We start from the raw sequence: 23344 nt of genomic DNA, 5'->3' as shown, positions 1-23344 counted from the left end.
CGTGGGCACGCGCGCCGGCTTCCGGCTCGAGCCGGTGCTGCGGGTCCGCGCCGCCGCCGAGGAGGCCGCCTCCCGGGCGGCGGCCGAGGCCGACGCCGCCGCCCGCGCCGCCGCCCGCCGCGCGGAGGAGCTGGCCGGCGCCCTCGCCGACCGGGTGCCGCCCGCCTCCGCACCCGCTCCGGTCTTCCTCGCCGCGATGGTCGCGTCGGCCGCCGCGGCTGCCGATGTAGCAGCCGCACGGTCGACGGCGCAGGCCTCGGCCGAGCAGGCGGACCTCCTGCGGCAGCGGTGGACCGCCGCCGCCCAGGAGACCCGGGCGCTGGAGAAGCTGCGCGAGCGGCACCTCCTCGCGCTGCGGGCCGCCGAGCTGACCGCCGAGGAGCACGCGGTCGACGACCTGGTCACCCGCCGGCACGCCGTGCGGGCCGCCGCCGAGGACGGGGAGGAGGAGCCGTGGAGGGCCTGACCGCGGTGCACGGCCGCATCGCCGAGATCCAGAACCGGATCCTCACCCTGGCCTCGGCGACGTCGTCGTCGACGTCCGCGGCGTGGTCGAGCGCCGCCGCGGCCGCCGGGCTCACCGGCACGGCCCCGGCTCCGGCGACCGGCACGACCCCCGCCGCCGGCAGCGGTCCCGAGGCGCAGGTGGTGGCCGCCGCGCAGCGCTACCTCGGCGTCCCCTACGCCTGGGGCGGCACCGACCCGTCGGTGGGCCTGGACTGCTCGGGCCTGGTGCAGCGGGTCTACCGCGACCTCGGCATCGACCTGCCGCGCACCAGCTCCCAGCAGGCCACCGCCGGTACCGCGGTCGCTAGCCTCGCCGAGGCCCGCCCCGGCGACCTGGTGTTCTTCGACCACACCCCGTCGCGGCCGGGCATCGACCACGTCGGCATCTACGTCGGCGACGGGAAGATGATCGCCGCGCCGCAGGCGGGCGACGTCGTCCGCGTCCAGGACGTCGGCGACCCCGCGCTCATCCGCCGCGTGCTCCCCACCTCCGCCACGCCCGCGCCTGCCGCGACCGGCACCGGCCTGGCCGGTGTCCCCTACGCCGACCTGTTCGCCACCGCCGGCGCCCGTCACGGTGTCGACCCCGCGCTGTTGGCCGCGGTGGCGCAGGTCGAGTCAGGCTTCGACTCCGCCGCCGTCTCCCCCGTCGGCGCCACCGGGCTGATGCAGTTCATGCCGGCCACCGCGGCCGGCCTCGGCGTCGACGCGTCGGATCCCGCCTCCGCCGTCGACGGCGCGGCCCGCTACCTGCGCCGGCTCACCGACCGGTTCGGCTCCACCGAGCTCGCGCTCGCCGCGTACAACGCCGGGCCCGGCGCGGTGGCCCGCGCGGGCGGCGTCCCGCCGTACGCGGAGACCCAGTCCTACGTCCGCAAGGTCACCAGCGCCGCGGAGGCGTACTCATGACAGCTCCCGCCCTCCCCGCCGTCCTCCCGGGCGGCGCGCCGTCGGCCGCGCCGTCGGCGCCGTCGTCCGGCCGCCCGTCCGCGGAGTTCGCGTCCGCGCTCGACAGCGCGGTGGCCGGCCGTCCCGCCGACCGGGCGCCCGGCCGCGATGGCGGCCGTCCCGGCCGGGCCCTCGGCCGCGACGGCGAGCCCGGCCGTCCCGGGCAGACCGACGACGACGCCCCCGCGTCCGGCGAGGAGGCCCCGGCCGTCCCCGCCGCGGCCGGGGACCTGCCCGCGGGCTGGGCGCTGGCGCTCGCCCTGGGCACCGCGGTCCCCGCCGGCACGCCCGGCACCCCGGCCGCGCCCGGTGCCGCCGCCGCGCACGGCGCCGTCGCCGACGGCACCGTCGCGGTCCCCGGCCTCGCGACCGGGCTGCCCACCGGGGCGGCACCCGCCCTGCCCGAGGGCGCCGCGGTCCCGCCCGGCACCGCCCCCGCCCCGACGGCCCCGGTCGCCACGACCCCGGACGCCGCCGTCCCGGGCCCGGCTGCCGCTCCGCCGACGACGACGCCGACGGCGGCCCCGGCTCCGGCCGGACTGCCCGCCGGGCTGGTGGTCCTGCCCGCCGCCGACCCCGCCGCGCCCGTTCCGGCGCCGCCCGTGGTGACGACCGTGCTCCCCGAGGCCGCACCGGCCCCCGCGCCGGCCGCGGCCGCACTGCCGGACCTCCCGTCCCCCGACCCCGCCGAGGCGACCGGCCCGGCTCCCGCCGCTACCGCGGCCGTCGCGGCGCCGGCGCCCGCTGCGGCCCCGGCCCCCGCGGCCGGAGCCGCCGCGCCGCGGGCCGACGTGCCGCCGCCCCCGGTCGCCGGTCAGCTCGCCCCCGCCGTCGCCACGCTGGCCTCGGGCGCCGACGGCACGCACACGATGACGCTGGTGCTCACGCCCGAGACGCTCGGCGAGGTCGAGGTCCGGGTCACCGTCGCCGACGGCGCGCTGGACCTGCGGCTGCGCGGCGCCTCCGAGGCCGGCCGCGCCGCGCTGCTCGACGCGCTGCCCGACCTGCGCCGCGACCTGGAGTCCTCCGGCCTGACCTGCTCGCGGCTGCAGGTCGACCGCGAGCAGGCGGGCTCGGGACAGTCGCAGGCCCAGGCCGGCTGGGAGCAGGCCCGCGGGCAGGCCGACCAGCGCGGCCGCGGCTCCGGCCGGGGCGCCGACGAGGCGGGCGGCCCGTGGCCGCGCACCACCGACCCCGACGGGAGCCGACCGGCTGCCGCGACCCACCCCGCGTCGAGCGTCCTCGACGTGCGGGCCTGAGAGGAGCCGACGATGACCGCACCCGTGGGCGGCGTGGGCAGCACCACCCCCCCGACCGCCGCCACCAGCTCCGTGGACCGGTCCGACCAGATGGGCAAGGACACGTTCCTGCAGCTGCTGGTCGCACAGATGAGGTACCAGGACCCGAGCAGCCCGACGAGCACGACCGAGTTCATGTCGCAGACCGCGACCTTCACCCAGGTCGAGAAGCTCGAGGAGATCGCCTCGCAGAACGCCGCGCTGCTGTCGCTGCAGCGCTCGCTGTCGGCCGGCGCGCTGGTCGGCCACGCGGTCAGCTGGACCGCCGAGGACGGCACGACGCAGACCGGGACGGTGTCCTCGGTCCGCTTCGGCGACGACGAGCCCACCGCCGTCGTCGGGGGCCAGGAGGTCCCCCTCGGCCGCCTCACCGAGATCTCCCTGCCGGCCTGACCCGGCCCCGCCCCCGCTCCCCTCCCGAGAGGACCCTCCCCGTGCTGCGCTCGATGTTCTCGGCCATCTCCGGCCTGCGTGCCCACCAGACCAAGCTCGACGTGACCGGCAACAACATCGCCAACGTCAACACCGTCGGCTACAAGAGCTCCCAGACCGTGTTCGAGGACACCCTGTCCCAGGTCATCCGCAACGGCTCCGCCCCGACCGACCAGACCGGTGGCACCAACCCGGCGCAGGTCGGCCTCGGCGTCAAGGTCGCCGGCATCACCACCAACTTCGGCCAGGGCTCGACCCAGAACACCGGCCGCTCGACCGACTTCATGATCAGCGGCGACGGGTTCTTCGTGACCCGGGCCGGCAACGAGAACCTCTACACCCGCGCCGGGTCCTTCGACTACGACGGCGCCGGCAACCTGGTGACCCCCGACGGCGCCCAGCTGCAGGGCTGGATGGCCGACGGCGGGCGGGTCGACACCAACGGCGCCCTCGGCCCGCTGACCATCCCGTTCGGCCAGGTCATGCCCCCCACCCCGACCCGCACCGGCACGATCAGCGGCAACCTGTCGACGTCGTCGGTCGCCTACTCGGCCGGGCCGCCGGTGGTCGAGGCGACGGCGGTGCAGACCCAGGTCACCGCCTACGACTCGCTGGGCACCGCCCACCAGATCGCGCTGACCTTCACCAAGACCGGCGCCAACCAGTGGGACGTGGCCGCCAGCGAGGGCGGGACGCCCATCGGGGCGCCGCAGCGCATGACCTTCAGCCCGTCCACCGGGCAGCCCCTGACCGGCAGCACCTTCACGGTCCCGGTCGCCGGCGCCAACTGGCCCGGCGGCATCGCCGTCGACCTGTCCGGCATGACCGAGTTCGGCGGCAAGACCGCGCTCACCCCGAGCGGCGTCGACGGCAATGCCATGGGCACGCTGCAGTCGATCTCGCTGAGCGGCGACGGCACGATCATGGGCGTCTACTCCAACAGCCTGCGCGAGCCGATCGGCAAGCTCGCCCTGGCCACCTTCGCCAACCCCGGTGGCCTGTCGAAGGCCGGCAACACCAGCTACCGGGTGGGCGACAACTCCGGCCAGGCGGTCATCGGCGAGGCCGGCACCGGCGGCCGGGGCTCGCTGACGGCGGGCGCGCTGGAGATGAGCAACGTCGACCTGGCCGAGGAGTTCACCGGCCTGATCGTCGCCCAGCGCGGGTTCCAGGCCAACAGCCGCGTCATCACCAGCTCCGACGAGGTGCTGCAGGACCTGGTCAACCTCAAGCGCTGATCGGAGGACCCCCTCGCCCCCCACGCCGCGCTCCGCTCGGCGCGGCCCCTGCGAGAGGGCCGTTCCAGCCGGTCACCAGCCCGCGGCCCGGCACCCGTTCCCCGGGGTGCCGGGCCGCGCCCCATGTGCCTTTGTCGCGCTATTGGCACCTCTCCCGGGCCGCCCAGTGGTGCCTCTGTCGCGCTATTGGCACCTCTCCCGTTGCGCGTGGGACGCACGGGGAGGCGGTGCCGGGTCACCCGCCGGGGTGGCGCGGCGGCCCCGGTTCGGCTCAAGCACCTCCCGCGCAGGACCGATGGTCCCTACAGCCCCTCCCCGCACGAGCAGAAGGACCGACCCGTGATCCGTGTGACGCGCCTGAACGGGGAGCACTTCGCGCTCAACCCCGACCTCATCGAGCGGGTCGAAGGTCACCCCGACACCGTGGTGTTCCTCGTCGACGGCACGAAGTACGTCGTCAGCGAGGGCGTCGACGAGGTGCTCGACGAGATCCGCGAGTACCGGGCGAGCATCCTCGCCACCGCCTACGCGATGGACCGCGGCACCTACCGCACCACCAGCGGCCCCACCGCCGCCGACGACACCACGACGGCCTCCGTCGTCCCCTTCCCGGCCCGCGAGGAGCGCTGACCCGTGGACCCCGCCACCCTCATCGGGTTCGTCATCTCGATGGTCGCCCTGCTGGTCTTCATGGTCATGGAGGGCGCCGACCCGTCGTCGCTGCTCTTCCTGCCGGCGATCATCCTGGTCATCGTCGCCACCTTCGGCGCCGCCATGTCCGGCCAGACGATGGACGACCTCAAGAAGATGGGTGGCTGGTTCAAGCTGGCCCTCGTGCCGGCGAAGGTCCCGCCGGCGACAGAGCAGATCAAGGTGCTGGTGAGCCTCGCGGAGAAGGCCCGCAAGGAGGGCCTGCTCGCGCTCGAGGCCCAGGTCAAGGCCATCGAGGACCCGTTCCTCAAGCGCGGCCTGCAGATGGGCATCGACGGCACCGACCCGGAGGAGCTGCGCGCGGTCCTGGAGAGCGAGATCGCCGCCAAGAAGGCGGAGGACAAGACCGCCGCCAAGTTCATGACCACGATGGGCGGCTACGCCCCGACCATCGGCATCGTCGGCTGCATCGTCGGCCTGATGAACGTCATGGGGAACCTCAGCAACCCCGAGTCGCTCGGGCCGATGATCGCCGCGGCGTTCGTCGCCACGCTCTGGGGCGTCATGGCCGCCAACTTCTGGTTCCTGCCGATGGGCGCCAAGATCATCCGGGTCAGCGAGCTGCAGGCCGCCCAGATGGAGCTGCTCGTCGAGGGCATCGCCGAGATCCAGGCCGGCACCAGCCCGCGTGCGGTCCGCCTGAAGCTCAACTCCCTCATCCCGCCCAGTGAGGTCGCCAAGGAGGCGGCGTGAGCGCCGGCGGCCACGGCGGCCGCCGGCGCGGCAAGAAGCACGAGGAGGAGGAGCACGAGAACCACGAGCGGTGGCTGGTGTCCTACGCGGACATGATGACGCTGCTCCTGGTGCTCTTCGTCGTGCTCTTCGCCATGAGCCAGGTCGACAAGGAGAAGTTCGCCGCCCTGGCCAGCGGGCTGTCGGAGGCCTTCGGCGCCCCGGTCACCGCGATGCAGGGGTCGGCGAGCAACCCCGAGCCCTCGGTGCTCGACTCCCTCGACGCCGCCGTCGACGTGCAGATCCCGCCGGCCCCTGCCGCGCAGGAGTCGGTGGACGCCGCGGCCGCCGAGGCCGCCCGGCAGGAGGCCCAGCGGATCGCCGCGGAGGCGCGCGCGGAGTACGACGAGCTCGCCGCCGTGCGCGCCGCGATCGATGCCGCGCTCGCCGCCGCCGGCCACGCCGGCACGGCGCGCTACGAGATCGACGAGCGCGGCCTGGTCGTGCACATCGTGTCCGACCCGGTGCTGTTCGGTCCCGAGGAGGCCGACCTGCGGCAGACCGGCCGCGGTGTCCTCGGCGCCGTCGCCCCCACGCTCGCCGGCCTGCCCAACCAGCTCGCCGTCGAGGGGCACGCCAACTCCCTCCCGGTCACCCCGGGCGGGCCGTGGCCGTCGAACTGGGAGCTCTCGGCCTACCGCGCCACCACGGTCGTCCGCTTCCTCGCCGCCGAGGGCGTCCCCCAGGAGCGCCTGCAGGGCACCGGCTACTCCGACACGCGGCCGATGGTGCCCGCGTCCGACCCCGCCGCCCTCTCCCTCAACCGCCGCGTCGACGTCGTCGTGCTGTCCGACGCCTCCGCCGAGGCCCGGGAACTGCTGCCCGGCCTCGACGCCCCCGCACAGGAAGGCACCCCCGAGTGAGCACCAAGTCCAAGGCCAAGGAGAAGGACGCCGCGACCGAGGGCGAGGAGGCGACCGGCGGCGGCAGGAAGAAGCTGCTGCTCGTGCTCGCCGTCCTGCTGGTCGCCGCCGGTGCCGCCGCCTACTTCTTCCTGTTCACCGGGGAGGCCGAGGCCGAGGAGCCGGTGGCCGGCGAGGTCGTCGCCCTCGAGCCGGTCACGGTCAACCTGGCCGGTGGCGGCTACCTGAAGATCGGGATCAGCCTGCAGACCACCGAGGACGCCGCTGCCGGTGGCCACGGCGGCGGCGCGGTCGACGGCTCCAAGGCCCTCGACCTGGTCATCTCCACCTACTCGCAGGCCCAGCCCGCCGACGTCAGCGGAGCCCGCGAGGCGCTCAAGGAGGCGCTCGAGCAGAAGATCGTCGAGGCCTACACCGAGCACGAGGTGCCGATGGTCATGGGCATCTACTTCACCGAGTACGTCACCCAGTAGCCCCGGCGGAGGGTGTGCGCGCGGGCCGCGTTCCCGGCACCGGGACCCGGCGCCGGCGCACACCCTCCGGGTCTCCCAGTGACCTCCCGGCACACCAGGAGTCACACCCTCCCCGGCTGACCGGCGGCGCCCCGCGCCGCCGGTCAGCTCGCGTTCCGGGCCCGCCGATGAGGAGGGCGTGACCCGCCCCGAGAACGCGACCGTGCCCGCCGGGCACGGGCCGCAGTCGCCGGCCGTGGGCGGCCGCAGCCGGCGCGGTGCACCCCGCACCTACGACTTCCGCCGCCCGACCAAGCTCTCCCGCGAGCACGTCCGGGTGCTGCAGATCGCGCAGGAGGCCTTCGCCCGCCAGGCGACGACGGTGCTCACCACGATGCTGCGCACCGGCGCGCGCATGGAGCTGCTGGGCATCGAGCAGCACTCCTACGACGACTTCGTCGCGACGCTGCCCGACCCGTACTTCCTGACGACGTTCAGCATCGACCCGCTGGCCGGCAAGGGCCTGCTCGCCTATCCGCTGGACATCGCCATGGCCGCCGTCGACCACATGCTCGGCGGCTCCGGCGCCGCCCAGCAGCCCGAGCGGCCGATGACGGCGATGGAGACCACCATCACCCACTCGCTGCTCACCCGGCTGCTGCAGGAGTTCACCGCCGCCTTCGCGCACGTGAGCGACCTGCAGCCGGAGATCGACGGCATCGAGTACAACCCCGCGCTGGCCCAGGCCGCGGCCGGCTCGGACACCGTGATGGTGGCCCGCTACACGCTCTCGATCGGCAGCCGCGAGGGCGCCGCCTCGCTGGTGCTGCCGTTCGCCTCCTTCGCGCCGGCGCTCAACAACGCCGCCTCGCCGCAGCTGTCGGAGTCCGCGCAGCGCAAGCGGCAGCGCGCGGCCGAGCTGCTCGCCGAGCGCCTCGAGCTGGTCCCGGTCGACGTCAGCGTGCGGTTCGCCCCGCTCGAGGTCTCCTCGGAGGACCTGCTCTCCCTCGCCGTCGGCGACGTCCTGCTGCTGCGCCACCCCCGGGACGCGCCGCTGGAGGTCACCACCAACGACGCCGTGTTCGCCCACGCCATCGCCAGCAACCACCGTCGCCGGCTGGCCGCTGCCATCGTCCCCGCCCCGTCCGCCGAGAAGGACCCCGCATGACCGCCACGCTCGACCACACCCAGGCCTCGGAGGCCATCACCAGCGTCGTGGTGGCCGCCGCGCGCGCGGCGGCCGCCCTCGTCCCGGCCGGCGCCGAGCTCGTCGCCGGTGCGGCGGTCACCGACCCCGACGCCGTGCCCGTCCCGCCGGCCGCCGCGGCCGCGGTCAGCGCCCGGCTGTCCGGGGAGGTCACCGGCGACGTCGTCCTGGTGCTGTCCGCCGAGGTCGTCGAGGCCCTGGACAACTCCCCCGTCGGCCCGATGGACGTCGCCACCGCGCTGCGCCCGGCGCTGGAGGCGGCCGCGGCCACCCTCGGCCGGGTCCGCGTGGACAGCGAGCGGACCGAGGACCCGGTGACCGCCCTCGACGGGCTGCGCGACAAGGGCATGCTCGTCGCCGTGCCGCTCGCCGCCGGCGCCGACCACGTCGCCACGCTGGCGCTGCAGGTCACCCTGCCGACGGCGCCCCGCGCCCGGCGCGGCAGCCTCGACCTGCTGCGGCACGTGGCCATGGAGGTCACCGTGGAGATCGGCCGCACCCGGATGACCGTCGGCGAGCTGCTCTCGCTGCACCCGGGCGAGGTGGTCGAGCTCGACCGCGCCGCCAGCGCCCCCGCCGACCTGCTGGTCAACGGCACGCTCATCGCCCGCGGCGAGGTCGTCGTCGTCGACGAGGACTTCGGCCTGCGGATCAGCGAGATCGTCACCGACGCCGCCGCCGAGCTCGGGCAGGACCGGCCGTGACCTGGATGGTCGTGCGACTGCTGCTGTCGCTGGCCTTCGTCGGCGGCGTGCTGTGGTTCGCCGCGCGGCTGGCGAAGAAGCGCGGCCTGGGCTCCTCCGGGGGCCTGGTCGAGGTCGTCGCCCACCAGCGGATGGGCCGCGCGAGCACGGTGAACGTGCTGCGCATCGGCGACCGGGTGCTGGTCGTCGGTGCCACCGAGCAGCAGGTCACCCTGCTCGCCGAGCTCGACGGCGAGGAGGTCGAGGCGACCCTGGCCGAGCGCGCGGTCGCCGGGAGCCCGGGCCGCGTGCCGGCGCTGACCGCCGCCGCACCCGGCCGGGTCGGCGGCGCCCTCGCCGGCTCGGTGCTCGACCGTGCCGCCTGGTCCGAGCTCGTCGGCCGGCTGCGCGAGCGGACGGTCCGCCGCTGATGGGCCGCACCCGCCGCGCCGCCGTCGTCGCCGCGGCGCTGCTGGGCTGCGCCGTGGCCGGCGTGCCGCTGGCCGGGCCCGCCGCGGCGGCCCCGACCGCGCCCACGCCCCCGACCGCGCCCGCCGTCCCCGCCGTCGACGGCGGCGTGGACATCTCGGTGGGCAACGGCAGCCCCAGCACGTCGATCACGCTGATCCTCGCGGTCACGATCCTGTCGGTCGCCCCGTCGGTGCTGCTGCTCGCGACGTCGTTCACCAAGATCGCGATCGTCCTGTCGCTGACCCGCAACGCGCTGGGCCTGCAGCAGTCCCCGCCCAACTCGGTGCTCACCGGGATCGCGCTGTTCCTGACCCTGTTCGTGATGGGGCCGGTCTTCTCCGACGTCAACGAGGTCGCCGTCCAGCCCTACATGGACGGGGCGATCACGGTCTCGCAGGCCTACGACGCCGGCGTCGTGCCGCTGCGGGAGTTCCTGCTCGGCAACACCCGCGACGACGAGCTGCAGCTCATGGTGGGCCTGTCCGGCGAGGAGCAGCCCGAGGACCCGGCCGCGGTCAGCATGACCACCCTGGTGCCGGCGTTCGTCCTCTCCGAGCTCAAGAGCGCCTTCATCATCGGGATCGTCGTGTTCATCCCGTTCCTGGTGCTGGACATGCTGGTCAGTGCCGCGCTCATGGCGATGGGCATGATGATGGTCCCGCCGTCGGTCGTGTCGCTGCCGTTCAAGCTGCTGCTGTTCGTCGTGGTCGACGGGTGGGCGCTGATCACCACCGCGCTCGTGGGCAGCTACACGTGAGCGACGCCGACGTCACCGACATCGCGGTGCAGACGATGACCGTGGGCGCCAAGGTGGCCGCCCCGGTCCTGCTCACCGCGCTGCTGGTCGGGTTCCTCATCTCGCTGTTCCAGGCCGCGACCCAGATCCAGGAACCGACCCTGTCGTTCGTGCCGAAGATCATCGCGGTGTCCGTCGCGCTGCTGGTCACGGGCAACTGGGTGCTCGCCGAGATGGTGAGCTTCACCGAGCACCTGTTCGACCAGCTGCCGCGACTGCTCGGGCGGACCTGACCGGATGGACCTCGAGGTCCCGGCGGTCACGCTCGCGGCCCTGCTGCTCGCCACCGCCCGGGCGGCCGGGTTCGTCCTGCTCGCCCCGCCGTTCAACACCCGCACCATCCCGGCGCCGGTCAAGGGGGCACTGGCCCTGGCGCTGTCGGTCGCGCTGGTCGACCGCGTGGCGCCCGGCCTGCCCGAGCCCAGCGCCGGCTTCCTCGTCGTCACCGCCGTCAGCGAGGTCGCCATCGGCGCGGCGCTGGGCTTCGTCGTCCAGCTGTTCTTCACCGCGGTGCAGTTCGCCGGGGAGCTCATCGACGTCACCGGCGGCTTCACCCTGCAGCCGGCCTACGACCCGCTGGCCATGACGATGAACTCGGTCATGGGCAAGCTGCACTCGCTGCTGGCCACGACGCTGCTGTTCACCAGCGGCGGGCACCTGCTGCTGGTGCGCGGCTTCGCCACCTCCTACGAGGGGCTGCCGGTGACCGGCGGGTACCCCGCCGACTCGATCGGCGAGGTGGTGCTGACCGCCTTCTCGATGATGTTCCTGGCCGCGCTGCAGATCGCCGGGCCGATGGTGGCGGTGCTGCTGCTCGCCGACGTCGCGCTCGCCCTGCTCTCCCGGGCCGCGCCGGCGCTCAACATCTTCGCGATCGGCTTCCCCGTGAAGATCATGCTGACCCTGGCGCTGCTCGGCCTCACCTTCCCGCTGCTGCCCTCGGCCCTCGACGCGCTGCTCGAGCAGGCCGCCCGCGCCGTCGTCGGCCTGCGGAGCGGATGAGCCGCGGTGGCCAAGGACGGACCGGGCGGTGAGAAGACCGAGAAGCCCACTCCCAAGCGCCTCAAGGAGGCGCGCAAGGAGGGGCAGATCCCGCGCACCCAGGAGCTGGGCACCTGGGCGGGGGTCGCGGTGGCCAGCGCCCTGTTGCCGATGCTGGTGGGCAACACCTTCGACGAGGTGGGCCGGCTGTTCGTGCAGGTCGGGACGGTCATCGAGCACCCGGAGGTGTCGCGGGTCGACCCCCTGCTGGGGCAGGCGCTGTCGGCCTTCCTCGCGACCGTGCTGCCGGTCGCGCTGGCGCTGCTGCTGACCGGGGTGCTGGCCTCCGCGGCGCAGGGCGGGGTGGCGCTGGCGACCAAGGGCATGAAGCCGACGCTGAAGAAGCTCAACCCCCTCCCGGGGATCAAGCGGATGTTCGGCACCCACGGTCTCTGGGAGGCGACCAAGGCGGTCATCAAGACCATCGCGCTGGGGGTGGTCGTGGTCACCACCAGCGACCGGGCCCAGGAGCTGGTCTCGGCGTCGGGCGCGCTGCCGCTGTCGGCGGTCACCTCGGCCGTGGCCGACTCCGCCGTGCTGATGTTCCGGGTCGTGGCGGTCACCGGCCTGGGCATCGCGATCGCCGACTACGTCGTCGTCCGGGTGCAGACGATGAAGAAGCTGCGGATGACGAAGTACGAGATCGAGCAGGAGCACAAGAACTCCGAGGGCGACCCGCACGTCAAGGGCCACCGGCGGTCGATGCAGCTGGCGATGTCGCGCAACCGGATGATGGCCGAGGTCGCCGAGGCCGACGTCCTGCTGGTCAACCCCACGCACGTGGCCGTGGCGCTGCGGTACGAGCCCGAGCGCGGCGCCCCCCGCGTGGTGGCCAAGGGCGCCGACGAGGTGGCCGCCCGGCTGCGCGAGCGGGCCGCCGAGGCGCGGGTGCCGATGGTGCAGGACGTGCCGCTGGCCCGGGCGCTGCACGCCTCCTGCGAGCTCGGCCAGGAGGTGCCGCCGCAGCTGTTCACCGCCGTCGCCCGGGTGCTCGCCTTCGTCATGCAGCTGGGCGCGCGCGGCGTGCACGGCGGGTTCCACCGTCCCGGGTTCGAGGCCCCCGACGTCACCGGGCTGCCACGGGCCGGCCGCCGGAGGGCCCCGATCGCCTCCTGACCCGACCTCCCAGGCATGGGAAGCTCTCCGCACGTCTTGACGGTCCAGACGTGCGGAGAGCTTCCGATGCCCGGCGGCGGTGGGACGGCTGTGACGCGTGGGTCGAACGCGGTGGGCCGGAACCCGCGGGCTGCCGATGGGTGGTCCGTGCGAGGGATGACCAGGGCCGCGGTGCCGATCGGCGTCGTCGCCATCGTCCTGATGCTGGTGGTGCCGTTGCCGGCGGCGCTGCTGGACCTGCTGCTGGGGTTCAACATCACCGCCGCGCTGCTGATCCTGCTGGTGTCGATGCAGATCAAGCGGCCGCTGGACTTCGCCGTCTTCCCGTCGCTGATCCTCATCGCGACGCTGTTCCGGCTGGCGCTCAACGTCTCCTCCACCCGGCTGGTGCTCAGCGACGGCTACGCGGGCAAGGTCATCGAGGCCTTCGGGCACTTCGTCATCGGCGGTTCGCTGGTGGTCGGCCTGGTGATCTTCGTGATCCTCACGATCATCCAGTTCGTCGTGATCACCAACGGCGCGGGCCGCGTGGCCGAGGTCGGCGCGCGCTTCACCCTCGACGCGATGCCCGGCAAGCAGATGGCCATCGACGCCGACCTCAACGCCGGGCTGATCAACGAGGAGCAGGCCCGCAAGCGGCGCTCGGAGGTCACCAGCGAGGCCGACTTCTACGGCTCGATGGACGGCGCCTCGAAGTTCGTCAAGGGCGACGCGATCGCGGCCATCATCATCACGCTGATCAACCTGGTCGGCGGCTTCGCGGTCGGCGTCGTCCAGAAGGGCATGGCGCCGGGCGAGGCGGTCTCGACCTACTCGCTGCTGACCGTCGGTGACGGCCTGGTCTCGCAGATCCCGGCGCTGCTGCTGTCCACCGCGACCGGCATCATCGTCACCCGCTCGGCCTCCGACGGGGACATGGGCAGCGACCTGCTCGGCCAGCTCGGCCGGTTCCGGCAGCCGGTCCGCATCAGCGGCGGCGCCGCGCTGGCCCTGTGCCTGATCCCGGGCCTGCCGAAGCTGCCGTTCCTGCTCATCGGCGGGGCCTTCCTGCTCATGGCCGCCCGGATGCAGGAGGAGCCGGACGAGGACGAGACGGCGCCGTCCACCGCCGAGGACGACGAGCCCCGGCCGGACTCCCCCGAGGCGATCGCCGAGCGGATGCGGGTCGACCCGCTCGAGCTCGAGGTGGCCTTCGACCTCGTCGACCTCGTCGACACCGCCCGCGGCGGCGACCTGCTCGACCGCGTGAAGGCGCTGCGGCGGAAGGTCGCGATGGAGACCGGGCTGGTCATCCCGCTGGTCCGCACCCGCGACAACCTCGACCTGCCGGCGTCGCAGTACGTCATCTGGCTCAACGGCGTCCCCGCGGCCAAGGGCACCTCCCCCGCCGGCACCGTGCTCGCCATCGGCGACGCCCTCGACGGGCTGCCCGGCCGGCCGACCCGCGAGCCGGTGTTCGGCCTGCCCGCCAAGTGGGTGCCCGCCGAGCTGCAGCGGCAGGCGGAGATGGCCGGCGCCACCGTCGTCGACCGCTCCTCGGTCATCACCACGCACCTGGCCGAGGTCGTCCGCCAGCACTCCGCCGACCTGCTCGGCCGCGAGGACGTCCGGCTGCTGGTCGAGATGGTCCGCCGCACCCACCCGGTCGTCGTCGAGGAGCTCACCCCGGCGCTGCTCACCCTCGGCGAGATCCAGCGGGTGCTGCACGCGCTGCTCACCGAGAACGTCTCCATCCGCGACCTGGTGCGCATCTTCGAGGCGCTGTCGCTGCGGGCGAAGACCTCGACCGACCTCGACGGCCTGGTCGAGGCGGTGCGCTCGTCGCTGGGCGCGGCGATCAGCCACCCCTACGTCACCCCCGACGAGCGGCTGCACGTGATCACCCTCGAGCCGTCCTTCGAGCAGCGGCTGCTCGAGGCCGTCCGGCACAGCGACGGCGGCCAGGTCCTGGCGCTGGACGCCGGCTCGGTCGACGCGCTGGTCACCGGCTGCACCGGGCTGCTCGAGGGCGCCGAGAACCACGGCCTGTCGCCGGTCCTGGTCTGCTCGCCCCAGGTCCGCGCGGCGCTGTCCCGCCTGGTCCGCCAGGTCCTGCCCCGGCTGCCGGTGATCTCCTACACGGAGGTCTCCCGGACGGCCCAGATCGAGTCCCTGGGAGTGGTGAGCGGTGCCGTTGCCATCCGTTGAGGCGCCCACGCCCGAGGCCGCGGTCGCCGCGGCGCGGGAGCGCTACGGCAACGCGGTCCGGATCGTCGGCGTGCGCCGCATCCGCTCCGGCGGGGTGCTCGGCTTCTTCGCCACCGAGCGGTTCGTCGCCGAGGTGGAGGAGCCCGAGCCGGCCCGCCGCGCCCCCGCCTCGAAGTCGGAGTCGGCCCGCCGGATCGAGGCCGCGCTCAGCCGCGACCCCGGCCCGCTGGCCGACACCGGCGCCTTCCTGCGCGCCACCGAGCTGCACCGGTCCCGGCCCGCGGCCGCCCGGCCGACCACCCGGCCGGCGACCCGGCCCGCCGCGCTGCCCGACCCGGTGGACGAGCTGGCCGGCCTGCTGGGGTCCGGCGCCGCCGGCCCGGACGTCGACCTCTACTCCCGGACCTCGGTCGCCGCGGCCCGGACGCCGGCCTCCGGCGCGACCGCGTTCCGCCCGGCGGCCGCGGCTCCGCGCCGTCCGGCGGCCGCGACCGCTGCAGCTCCGCGCCGGGCGCCCCGGACCGCGGTGCGCCCGCCGGCGACGCCGGCCGAGCCCGCCGGCCCCTCGCTGTTCACCGCCGCGCTCGCGCAGGTCGCGGCCGGCGACCGCGAGGTCCGCGAGGCCGTCGACGACGCGGTGCGCGCCGCGGCCGCCTCCTCCGCGGCCGAGGCGCTGCGGGCGCTGACCGAGGCCGCGACGGCGTCCGCGCCGGTCGAGCCGGCTCCCGCTGCGCCGGCGCCCCCGGTCGCCGAGGAGCCCGCCGCCCGGTCGGTGCTGCGCACGCCCACGCCGGCACCGGCCGCCCCGGCGATGCCGCTCGCCGCCGCGCTGGCCGCGGCGATGGCCGCGCCCGCGCCCGCCCCGGCCCCGGTCGCCGCCGAGCCCCCGGCTCCGGTCGCCGCGGAGCCGGAGGTCGTCGTCGACGAGTCCCCCGCCGAGGAGCCGGTCGCCGAGGAGCCGGTCGCCGAGGAGCCGGTTGCCGAGGACGCCCCCGAGCGGCCGGTCCCGGACGTGGACATGTGGGCGGAGCCCGCCCCCGTGGCACGCCCGGCGGCCGCGCCCGCAGCAGAGCCGGTCGCCGCTGCCGACGAGCCCACCGTCGAGGAGCCCGCCGTCGAGGAGCCCGCCGTCGGGGTCGCGGAGGACGTCGAGGAGGACCCTGCCGACGAGTACGCCACCGACGTGCTGCCGGCCGTCGTCGTCGAGCCCATCGAGGTGCCGGCCCCGCAGCCGGTCGCCTCCGCGTGGAGCGACCCGGACCCCACCGGGCCGGCCACCGGCCGCGAGGAGGCCATCGCCGAGGTGCTGCGCGCCGCCCTCGCGCACGACACCCCGGACGACGCGCTCACCGACATCCTCCGCGGCGTCCTCGCCAGCGCGTCGACGCAGGGCGGAGTGCACCGCGGCCGCCCGCCCGTGCCGGCCACCGCCCGGCGGATGGACCAGGAGCCGGAGTGGGTCGAGGCGTCGGCGGAGAGCGACGAGTGGGAGGTCGAGGAGGCCGCGGAGGCCGGCTCCGAGCTGGTCGCGCTGGCCCCCACCGCCAGCGACCCGGCGCCGGTGCTGCACGACGCCACCGCCGTCCTGCCGCCGCTCTCCCTCCTCCCGCCCGGCCCCGGGACCGCGCTCGCCGTGCCGCCGCTGCTGTCGCGCCCGCCGGTGCCGCCGCGGCGGCTGCCGCCGGTGCCCGGACGGGCCGTCGCGCAGGTGACCGCTCCCCCGCGGCCCACCGGGCTGGCCACGGTCACCCGCCTGCCCGTCGACACGCGCGCGGGCCGCGTCGTCGTCCCCTCGGTGCGCGAGCGCGCCGTGGCCGGCTCCGGCCGCGGACTGGTCGCCCCGCGGATGGTCGAGGCGGCCGGCGTCGTGGCCCGGCTGCGGGAGCTCGGCGTCCCCGCGAACCTGCTCGGCGGCACGTTCGCGGCCGACGTCGCCGCGAGCGGCACCTACGCCGCGCTGACCCGCGCGCTGCGTTCCCTCCCGGTCGCCCCGGCGGCCCCGGCCGGGGCCGGTGAGGTGCTGCTCGTGGTCGGCCCGGGCGTGGAGACCCTGGCGGCCGCGCGGTCGCTGTCGGTCTCGATGCGGCTCGACCCCGACCGGCTGCAGTGGGCCACCCGCGGCGACCTGGCCGCGCTCGCGCCCGAGAGCAGCCGGATCACCTCGGTCGACACCGCACTGGAGCGCAAGCAGGAGGCCGCGCGGGCCGGCACGCCGACCGTCGTCGCGGTCGACGCGCCCGTGCGCGCCGGGGGCCGCACCTGGCTCGAGCAGGTCATGGCGATCTTCTCGCCGGTGGCCGTGTGGGCCGTGGTGGAGGCGACCCGCAAGGCCGAGGACGTCGGTCCGTGGCTGGACGGGCTGCCCCGCGTCGACGCGCTCGTCGTCCAGGACACCGACCTCACCGCCGACCCCGCCGCCGTGCTGGGGCGCACCACGGCGCCGGTGGCCCTGGTCGACGGCGTCCGCGCGACCGCGCACCGCTGGGCGTCGCTGTTGTGCGAGCGGCTGGAGACCGCTGAGGCATGAGCCCGCTGCGCTGGGACGTCCTCGCGGTGGGGCTCGTGCTGGCCCTGCCGGTGCTCGCGCTCGGCGTGCGCGGCGACTTCTCGGCCGACGAGGTCGCCGCCCGGCTGCCCTGGTGCCTGCTGGCCGGCTGGGGCGCGGTGGCGCTGCTGCGCTACGCGGCGACGCCGCCCCGCTCCCGCCCGGCGCGGCGCAGCACCGCGCCCGCGCCCGAGGCGGAGGAGCCGCCCCCGACGGCCTGACCCCCGCTCCTGCGGCTGCACTGCCGGTGTCCAAAGGTCCGCGGGCCGTCCACGACGTATAGACCGGAGGCCGGCCGCGTGCCCCGGGGGCGACGGTGGCTCGGATGCAGTCCGAGGAGCAGCTCCCACCCACCCTGCGTCGGGTCCTGGTCGCCGGCGGGTGGAGCGACGACGAGCTCGCCCGTGCCCGCCGGTCCGGCGCCCTGTCACGGGTGCGGCGGGGCGCCTACGTCCAGGGCGCGCTGCCGACGGCCGCGGCGGTCCGCCACCACCTGCTCGTCCGGGCCACCGTCGCCGGGCTGCGCCGGGACGCCGTGGTCAGCCACGAGTCCGCGGCCGTCCTGCACGGGCTGCCGACCTGGGGGCTCCGGCTGGCCCGCGTGCACGTGACCCGGCAGCCGCCCGCCTCCAGCGACGTCAGCCGCACGCTGCGCTGCCACGTCGCGCGGCTCGAGGACGACGAGGTCACCGCGGTCGACGGCATCCCCGTCACCGACCCCGTGCGGACGGCCCTCGACCTGGCCCGCTCGCTGCCGTTCGAGCCGTCGGTGGTCGTGCTCGACGCGCTCCTCGCCACCCGCACGGACCACGCGGCCGCTCTCGGCGCCCGGCTCGCCCGGATGGCCGGGACCCGCGGCAGCCGCGCCGCGGCGCGGGCCGTGGCCTTCGCCGACGGCCGCAGCGAGAGCGTCGGGGAGAGCCGGAGCCGTGTCCTGCTCCACCGGCTCGGACTGGCGCCCAGCGGACTGCAGCACCCCGTGCACACCGCCGACGGCGTGCTGCTGGGCCGCGCCGACTTCGTGTGGGAGACCGAACGCCTGCTCGGGGAGTTCGACGGGCGGGTCAAGTACGGCCGGTTGCTGCGCCCGGGACAGGAGCCGGGCGACGCGGTCTTCGAGGAGAAGCGCCGCGAGGACGCCATGCGCGCGGAGGGCTGGGGCATGGTCCGCTGGACCTGGGACGAGATCAGCGGCTCAGGCCCGCTGGCCGGCCGCGTCGGACGTGCTCTGCGCCTGCGCCGACGCGCCGGCGCGTGACCGCACTGCCGGGGTTCCTCGTGCACTGCCGGTCCTGCAGCACCGGCAGTGCACGAGGAACGCCCGCAACGCGCCCTCCAGCGGTCAGAGCGGGAGGTCCTCCAGCATCTCGGTGACCAGCGCGGCGATCGGCGAGCGCTCGGAGCGGGTCAGCGTGACGTGGGCGAACAGCGGGTGCCCCTTGAGCTGCTCGACCACCGCGGCCACGCCGTCGTGCCGGCCCACCCGCAGGTTGTCCCGCTGGGCGACGTCGTGGGTGAGCACCACCCGAGAGCCGCTGCCCAGCCGGGACAGCACCGTCAGCAGCACGCCGCGCTCGAGCGACTGCGCCTCGTCGACGATCACGAACGAGTCGTGCAGCGACCGGCCCCGGATGTGGGTCAGCGGCAGCACCTCGATCAGCTCCCGCGAGGCGATCTCGTCGAGCACGTCCCGGGAGACCAGCGCGCCGAGGGTGTCGTAGACCGCCTGCGCCCAGGGCGACATCTTCTCGCCCTCGCTGCCGGGCAGGTACCCGAGCTCCTGCCCGCCGACGGCGTACAGCGGCCGGAACACGACGACCTTCCTGTGCGCCCGCCGCTCCATCACCGACTCCAGGCCCGCGCACAGCGCCAGCGCCGACTTGCCGGTGCCCGCGCGCCCGCCGAGGGAGACGATGCCGATCTCCGGGTCGAGCAGCAGGTCCAGCGCGACCCGCTGCTCGGCCGAGCGCCCGTGCAGGCCGAACGCCTCGCGGTCGCCGCGGACCAGCCGCACCTGCTTGTCCGGCGTCACCCGGCCCAGCGCCGAGCCGCGCGAGGACAGCAGCACCAGCCCGGTGTGCGCCGGCAGCTCCGCGGCCGCGGGCACGTACACCTCGCCGCTGTCGTAGAGCGCCGACATCTCGGCGTCGTCGAGCGGCACCTCGGCCATGCCGGTCCAGCCGGCGTCGACGGCGTCGAGCGCCCGGTACTCGTCGGTGTCCAGCCCCACGGCGGCGGCCTTGACCCGCAGCGGCACGTCCTTGGTGATCAGGCAGACGTCGCGGCCCTCGGCGCGGAGGTTCAGCGCGACGACCATGATCCGGCTGTCGTTGCTGTCGTTGCGGAAGCCGGCCGGGAGCACCGCCGCGTCGCTGTGGTTGAGCTCGACGTGCAGCGTGCCGCCGTCCTCCCCCACCGGGACCGGCGCGTCGAGCCGGCCGTGCGCGACGCGCAGGTCGTCGAGGAGGCGCAGCGCCTGGCGCGCGAACCAGCCGAGCTCGGGGTGGTGCCGCTTGTCCTCGAGCTCCCCGATGACGACCAGCGGGAGCACCACGTCGGCATCGCCGAAGCGCAGCAGCGCACGGGGGTCGGACAACAGGACGGAGGTGTCGAGGACGTACGTGCGGCGAGTGGTCACGAGTCGTCTCCCCTGGGGCGCGGGCTGCACCCCTTCTCGAAGGTGGCCGGGTCCCGGCGCAGGGGCCGGGAACCGGCCCCCCTGGTCGACGAGGACGTCTGCACCAACCGGGCCTCCCGTGGACTCCGGGGCGGGCCCGTCGTCCACCCCGGACGCTAGAGCGGGGAGGTGACAGTCACATGACGAGCAGGCGGCGTGTCCTCCGTCGGGGGGACCCAACCGCCCCAACCACCCCACCAGCGGGTCAGCTCCAGTGCGACTCCGGCGGCCTGGGCAGCGGCCGCGAGGCCGGCAGCTCCCAGGTCTCCGGTGCAGGGGGTGGCACGCCCCTCCCCCGCCGCGGCCGGGCCGCCACGACCGCCCACAGCACCGGCACCAGCAGCACCGGCCACTGCACGCGCAGGTCGCCGATCCAGAGCAGGCCGGCCAGCAGCAGCGCGAACAGCCAGCCCGCCGTCCACAGTCCCAGCGCGCGGGCCTCCCGGGGGTCGCGACGCGGCACGGCTCAGGCGGCCGACAGCTCGGCGGTGACGGCGGCGGGGGTCAGCGGCTCGTCGAGCAGGCGCACGAAGCGGCCGGCGACGTCCTGGTCGGCGGGGCGGGCGCCCAGCCAGCGGCGCAGCAGGTCGTAGCCCTCCACGTAGGTGGTGATGTAGGCCCGCCAGAGGGGGTGGGTCAGGAAGCGCAGCTGCTGGCGCGCGCGCTCGGCGCTGACCAGCGACCAGCGCTGGATGTAGCCGGCCACCTCGTCGGCGTCGGCGCCCCGGTCGTGCAGCAGCACGGCGGCGTCCTGGCGCACCCGGTTCAGCGGCGCGGTGGCCGCGGCGATCCGCTCGGCGAGGTGCCCGTCGAAGCGCAGGCCCAGGTCGCCGAGGACCTCCGCCGACCACGGTCCCCAGCCCGCGCCGACGGCGGCGTCGACGCCGAGGTCGGCCAGCCCCTCGGCCATGAGGCACTCGGGGGTGTTGACCAGGAAGACGGTGTGCTCGAGGTGGCCGGCGCGCTCGACCAGCCCGCGCTCCTTGCGGCAGTGCTCGGTGTGGTGGCCGGGGTAGGACTCGTGGGCCACCAGGTGGACCAGCTGGCTGAGCCGGTGCGGCAGGTCGGCGTTGATCGCCACGCGGGAGCGGTAGTCGCCCTCGTAGTAGTTGAAGCCCGACCACGGCTTGTCGGTGACCACCTCGTAGCGCACCGTCTCGACCTCGGGCAGCCCGTACCGGCCGCGCACCCGGTCGCGCAGCGCGCTCGACAGCGCGTGCACCGCCGCCTCCAGCCGCTGCGGCGGGCACTCCTCGCGCCGCCGGTGGGCGGCGTAGCGCTCGGCCAGGGTGCCGTCGCCGGGCAGCAGCGCGTCGAGCTCGGCGTGCGCGGCGGCGTAGTCGACGGGGTCGCCGAGGGTGAGGTCGACCTGGAAGTAGCTGCGGACCTCGTCGAGGAAGGCCACCGGCTCGCCGCTCATCTTCCGGGCGGTGCACTCCAGCCCGGTGAGCTGGCCGCGGAGGAAGCCGGCGCGGTCGGCGGGGAGCCCCGCGGCGTCGAGTTCGCGCAGCAGCGCCCGGGCCTGGTCGCGCAGCGCCTGGGGCGTGGGCGCGGGCTCGTCCTCGACCTGCGCGCGGATCCGCTTCTCACCGGTGTAGGCGTCGACGAACCCGGACTCCAGGCGGTCGAACCGCAGTCCCAGCTTCACGTACTCGAGGGGGACGTCGACCGCGCCGGGTGCCATGGGCGCCAGTCTCTCAGCCCCCGAACCGGCGGTGCCGCGCAGCGTAGGCGCGCAGCGCCCGCAGCAGGTCGACGCGGCGGAAGTCGGGCCAGTAGACGTCGGTGAAGTAGAACTCCGAGTGCGCCGTCTGCCAGAGCAGGAACCCCGAGAGCCGCTGCTCGCCGCTGGTGCGGATGACCAGGTCGGGGTCGGGCTGGCCGCGGGTGTAGAGGTGCTCGGCGATGTGCTCGACGTCGAGCACCTCGACCAGCTCGTCGAGCGAGGTCCCCCGGCTGGCGTGCTCGGCCAGCAGCGAGCGGACGGCGTCGGCGATCTCGCGCCGTCCCCCGTACCCGACGGCGAGGTTGACGTGGGCGCCCGGGCGGCCGCGGGTGACCTCCTCGGCCTGCTTCAGCACGGCCACGGTCTCGGCCGGGAGCAGCTCGAGCGCGCCGACCGGCCGCAGCTGCCAGCGCCGGTCGGGCGCGGAGAGGTCCTCGGCGACGCCCTCGATGATCCGCAGCAGCGGGGTGAGCTCCGGCTCGGGCCGGGAGAGGTTGTCGGTGGAGAGCAGGAACAGGGTGACCACCTCGACGCCGGCCTCATCGCACCAGCCCAGGAACGAGGCGATCCGGTCGGCGCCGCGGCGGTGCCCGGCGTTGGGGTCGAGCAGCCCGGTGGCCCGGGCCCAGCGGCGGTTGCCGTCGATGATCGCGCCGACGTGGCGGGGGACGTCGACCCCGACCAGCTGGCGCGCCAGCCGGCGTTCGTACAACTGCGTCAGGACATCGCGGACCCACTGACGCGCCCCCACGGGTCCACCCTAGAAGGGCCCCGGTGCGCCGGCACCTACGCCTCCGTAACCTCGGGGCATGACCGGCGCCCCCGACGATCTCGACCCCGTCCGGGTACAGGCCGACGCCGCCGAGATCGAGGCCCCGCGCGGCGTCGCGGTCGGCACCGTCGTCGCGGAGGGCGAGCGGGTCGAGCGGACCTGGACCGCCGAGGACTTCGCCGACTCCGACTGGGAGCACCCCGACACCCGCCCGCGGATGCGCGGCTGGCTGCACCTGTTCGCCTTCTTCGGCGCGATCGTCGCCGGCGCCGTCCTCATCCCGCTGGGCTCGGTCCTGGGAGCGCGGTCGGGCTTCTCCGTCGCCGTCTACTGCGCCACCATCTGCGGCCTGTTCGGCATCAGCGCGCTCTACCACCGCCGCCGCTGGTCACCGCGCGGCTGGAAGGTCATGAAGCGGCTCGACCACTCGATGATCTTCCTGTTCATCGCCGGCACGTACACGCCGTTCTCCCTGCTCGCCGTCGACCAGCCGCTGGGGTACTGGGTCCTCGCCGGCGTCTGGGCCGGGGCGCTGGCCGGGGTCTGCCTCAAGCTGACCTGGCCGACGGCGCCGCGCTGGGTCGGGGTGCCGCTCTACGTCGGCCTGGGCTGGGTGGCCGTGTTCGTCCTGACCGACATCCTGCACATCGCCGGCGTGACCTCGCTGGTGCTGCTCGCGGTCGGCGGGGTGCTCTACACGCTCGGCGGGGTGGCCTACGCGGTGAAGTGGCCCAACCCGGTGCCCGGCGTCTTCGGCTACCACGAGGTCTTCCACGCCGCGACCATCGTGGCCGCGGTCTGCCACTACATCGCCGTCTACTTCGCGATGTACAACTCGCCCTTCGTGTGAGCGGATCCGTGGGGGGGGGGGGGGGGGGGGGGGGGGGGGGGGGGCCTGCGGGGGGGGGGGGGGGGGGGGGGGGGGGGGGCGGGGCGGGCGCC

Annotated in this window: 25 protein-coding genes; 21 read left to right on the top strand and 4 right to left on the bottom strand. The window is 75.4% G+C overall.

What is annotated here, in order from left to right; genetic code table 11:
* Window position 1: 1 nt before the first annotated feature.
* The 20 genes from ACI79O_RS21660 to ACI79O_RS21565 all read left to right on the top strand — a co-directional run bounded on the left by ACI79O_RS21660 (window position 2) and on the right by ACI79O_RS21565 (window position 18485).
* A complete protein-coding gene (locus tag ACI79O_RS21660) occupies window positions 2-466 on the top strand; it encodes a flagellar export protein FliJ (RefSeq protein WP_456887261.1) in 465 nt (154 codons plus the stop codon).
* The gene (locus tag ACI79O_RS21655) at window positions 454-1416 is read left to right on the top strand and encodes a transglycosylase SLT domain-containing protein (protein ID WP_456915176.1); all 963 of its coding nucleotides are present in this window, start codon (window positions 454-456) and stop codon (window positions 1414-1416) included. The genes ACI79O_RS21660 and ACI79O_RS21655 overlap by 13 nt, the downstream gene beginning before the upstream one ends.
* Window positions 1413-2714: a flagellar hook-length control protein FliK gene (locus tag ACI79O_RS21650; protein ID WP_456915175.1), complete on the top strand. Its 1302-nt coding sequence runs from the start codon at window positions 1413-1415 to the stop codon at window positions 2712-2714. The genes ACI79O_RS21655 and ACI79O_RS21650 overlap by 4 nt, the downstream gene beginning before the upstream one ends.
* Before the next feature lie 12 nt (window positions 2715-2726).
* Window positions 2727-3146 (top strand): flagellar hook assembly protein FlgD, encoded by a 420-nt coding sequence (locus ACI79O_RS21645; protein WP_456887267.1) that lies wholly within the window; start codon window positions 2727-2729, stop codon window positions 3144-3146.
* Between the two features lie 41 nt (window positions 3147-3187).
* Window positions 3188-4423 carry a flagellar hook protein FlgE gene (locus ACI79O_RS21640; RefSeq protein WP_456887269.1) on the top strand — a complete coding sequence of 412 codons (1236 nt, stop codon included), beginning with the start codon at window positions 3188-3190 and terminating at the stop codon, window positions 4421-4423.
* A gap of 339 nt (window positions 4424-4762) precedes the next feature.
* Window positions 4763-5053 carry a flagellar FlbD family protein gene (locus ACI79O_RS21635; protein WP_456887271.1) on the top strand — a complete coding sequence of 97 codons (291 nt, stop codon included), beginning with the start codon at window positions 4763-4765 and terminating at the stop codon, window positions 5051-5053.
* A gap of 3 nt (window positions 5054-5056) precedes the next feature.
* Window positions 5057-5827 carry a motility protein A gene (locus tag ACI79O_RS21630; RefSeq protein ID WP_456876661.1) on the top strand — a complete coding sequence of 257 codons (771 nt, stop codon included), beginning with the start codon at window positions 5057-5059 and terminating at the stop codon, window positions 5825-5827.
* Complete coding sequence (locus ACI79O_RS21625) at window positions 5824-6729, top strand: flagellar motor protein MotB (protein WP_456915174.1); 906 nt, start codon at window positions 5824-5826, stop codon at window positions 6727-6729. Before ACI79O_RS21630 ends, ACI79O_RS21625 begins: the two co-directional genes overlap by 4 nt.
* A complete protein-coding gene (locus ACI79O_RS21620; RefSeq protein WP_456887277.1) occupies window positions 6726-7202 on the top strand; it encodes a flagellar basal body-associated FliL family protein in 477 nt (158 codons plus the stop codon). The genes ACI79O_RS21625 and ACI79O_RS21620 overlap by 4 nt, the downstream gene beginning before the upstream one ends.
* Before the next feature lie 178 nt (window positions 7203-7380).
* Complete coding sequence (locus ACI79O_RS21615; RefSeq protein ID WP_456887278.1) at window positions 7381-8349, top strand: flagellar motor switch protein FliM; 969 nt, start codon at window positions 7381-7383, stop codon at window positions 8347-8349.
* A complete protein-coding gene (fliN, locus tag ACI79O_RS21610; protein ID WP_456915173.1) occupies window positions 8346-9092 on the top strand; it encodes a flagellar motor switch protein FliN in 747 nt (248 codons plus the stop codon). Before ACI79O_RS21615 ends, fliN begins: the two co-directional genes overlap by 4 nt.
* 5 nt (window positions 9093-9097) lie before the next feature.
* A complete protein-coding gene (locus ACI79O_RS21605) occupies window positions 9098-9502 on the top strand; it encodes a FliO/MopB family protein (RefSeq protein ID WP_456877108.1) in 405 nt (134 codons plus the stop codon).
* Window positions 9502-10299, top strand: a complete 798-nt coding sequence (fliP, locus tag ACI79O_RS21600) for a flagellar type III secretion system pore protein FliP (protein WP_456887281.1) — start codon at window positions 9502-9504, stop codon at window positions 10297-10299. The genes ACI79O_RS21605 and fliP overlap by 1 nt, the downstream gene beginning before the upstream one ends.
* The gene (gene fliQ, locus ACI79O_RS21595; protein ID WP_456877078.1) at window positions 10296-10571 is read left to right on the top strand and encodes a flagellar biosynthesis protein FliQ; all 276 of its coding nucleotides are present in this window, start codon (window positions 10296-10298) and stop codon (window positions 10569-10571) included. Before fliP ends, fliQ begins: the two co-directional genes overlap by 4 nt.
* A 4-nt stretch (window positions 10572-10575) precedes the next feature.
* Window positions 10576-11340: a flagellar biosynthetic protein FliR gene (gene fliR / locus ACI79O_RS21590; protein ID WP_456887283.1), complete on the top strand. Its 765-nt coding sequence runs from the start codon at window positions 10576-10578 to the stop codon at window positions 11338-11340.
* Window positions 11341-11346: 6 nt separating this feature from the next.
* Entirely contained in the window at window positions 11347-12495 is a 1149-nt protein-coding gene (locus tag ACI79O_RS21585) for an EscU/YscU/HrcU family type III secretion system export apparatus switch protein (protein WP_456915172.1), read from the top strand.
* A gap of 156 nt (window positions 12496-12651) precedes the next feature.
* Entirely contained in the window at window positions 12652-14682 is a 2031-nt protein-coding gene (flhA, locus tag ACI79O_RS21580) for a flagellar biosynthesis protein FlhA (RefSeq protein WP_456915171.1), read from the top strand.
* Entirely contained in the window at window positions 14663-17209 is a 2547-nt protein-coding gene (locus ACI79O_RS21575) for a hypothetical protein (protein WP_456915170.1), read from the top strand. The genes flhA and ACI79O_RS21575 overlap by 20 nt, the downstream gene beginning before the upstream one ends.
* Window positions 17206-17448 (top strand): hypothetical protein, encoded by a 243-nt coding sequence (locus ACI79O_RS21570; RefSeq protein ID WP_456887289.1) that lies wholly within the window; start codon window positions 17206-17208, stop codon window positions 17446-17448. Before ACI79O_RS21575 ends, ACI79O_RS21570 begins: the two co-directional genes overlap by 4 nt.
* Before the next feature lie 104 nt (window positions 17449-17552).
* Window positions 17553-18485 carry a type IV toxin-antitoxin system AbiEi family antitoxin domain-containing protein gene (locus ACI79O_RS21565; RefSeq protein WP_456887290.1) on the top strand — a complete coding sequence of 311 codons (933 nt, stop codon included), beginning with the start codon at window positions 17553-17555 and terminating at the stop codon, window positions 18483-18485.
* Between the two features lie 84 nt (window positions 18486-18569).
* On the opposite strand, the gene ACI79O_RS21560 is transcribed toward ACI79O_RS21565, so the two are convergent.
* The 4 genes from ACI79O_RS21560 to ACI79O_RS21545 form a co-directional block, all read right to left on the bottom strand.
* A complete protein-coding gene (locus tag ACI79O_RS21560; protein ID WP_456887291.1) occupies window positions 18570-19865 on the bottom strand; it encodes a PhoH family protein in 1296 nt (431 codons plus the stop codon).
* Window positions 19866-20109: 244 nt separating this feature from the next.
* The gene (locus tag ACI79O_RS21555) at window positions 20110-20367 is read right to left on the bottom strand and encodes a hypothetical protein (protein WP_456877086.1); all 258 of its coding nucleotides are present in this window, start codon (window positions 20365-20367) and stop codon (window positions 20110-20112) included.
* Window positions 20368-20370: 3 nt separating this feature from the next.
* Window positions 20371-21588, bottom strand: coding sequence for a DUF885 domain-containing protein (locus tag ACI79O_RS21550; RefSeq protein WP_456887292.1), 1218 nt, complete (start codon window positions 21586-21588; stop codon window positions 20371-20373).
* A gap of 13 nt (window positions 21589-21601) precedes the next feature.
* Window positions 21602-22381, bottom strand: a complete 780-nt coding sequence (locus ACI79O_RS21545; protein ID WP_456887293.1) for an isoprenyl transferase — start codon at window positions 22379-22381, stop codon at window positions 21602-21604.
* Between the two features lie 58 nt (window positions 22382-22439).
* On the opposite strand from ACI79O_RS21545, the gene trhA reads away from it, so the two are divergent.
* Window positions 22440-23252, top strand: a complete 813-nt coding sequence (trhA, locus tag ACI79O_RS21540; RefSeq protein ID WP_456887294.1) for a PAQR family membrane homeostasis protein TrhA — start codon at window positions 22440-22442, stop codon at window positions 23250-23252.
* The last annotated feature ends 92 nt before the right edge of the window (window positions 23253-23344 follow it).

The sequence above is a fragment of the Geodermatophilus sp. SYSU D00696 genome (genome assembly GCF_054050235.1).
The sequence above is the reverse complement of the archived record's forward strand: the minus strand, read 5'-3'. Positions and strand labels throughout refer to the sequence as shown.

What these genes read in the sequence shown, in the direction of transcription:
- ACI79O_RS21605 (WP_456877108.1), top strand. Translation starts at nt 9,098, where the DNA reads ATGGTCGTGCGACTGCTGCTGTCGCTGGCCTTCGTCGGCGGCGTGCTG.
- ACI79O_RS21550 (WP_456887292.1), bottom strand. Translation starts at nt 21,588, where the DNA reads ATGGCACCCGGCGCGGTCGACGTCCCCCTCGAGTACGTGAAGCTGGGA.
- trhA (WP_456887294.1), top strand. Translation starts at nt 22,440, where the DNA reads ATGACCGGCGCCCCCGACGATCTCGACCCCGTCCGGGTACAGGCCGAC.
- fliP (WP_456887281.1), top strand. Translation starts at nt 9,502, where the DNA reads ATGGGCCGCACCCGCCGCGCCGCCGTCGTCGCCGCGGCGCTGCTGGGC.
- fliN (WP_456915173.1), top strand. Translation starts at nt 8,346, where the DNA reads ATGACCGCCACGCTCGACCACACCCAGGCCTCGGAGGCCATCACCAGC.
- ACI79O_RS21565 (WP_456887290.1), top strand. Translation starts at nt 17,553, where the DNA reads ATGCAGTCCGAGGAGCAGCTCCCACCCACCCTGCGTCGGGTCCTGGTC.
- ACI79O_RS21645 (WP_456887267.1), top strand. Translation starts at nt 2,727, where the DNA reads ATGACCGCACCCGTGGGCGGCGTGGGCAGCACCACCCCCCCGACCGCC.
- ACI79O_RS21650 (WP_456915175.1), top strand. Translation starts at nt 1,413, where the DNA reads ATGACAGCTCCCGCCCTCCCCGCCGTCCTCCCGGGCGGCGCGCCGTCG.
- ACI79O_RS21570 (WP_456887289.1), top strand. Translation starts at nt 17,206, where the DNA reads ATGAGCCCGCTGCGCTGGGACGTCCTCGCGGTGGGGCTCGTGCTGGCC.
- flhA (WP_456915171.1), top strand. Translation starts at nt 12,652, where the DNA reads ATGACCAGGGCCGCGGTGCCGATCGGCGTCGTCGCCATCGTCCTGATG.
- fliR (WP_456887283.1), top strand. Translation starts at nt 10,576, where the DNA reads ATGGACCTCGAGGTCCCGGCGGTCACGCTCGCGGCCCTGCTGCTCGCC.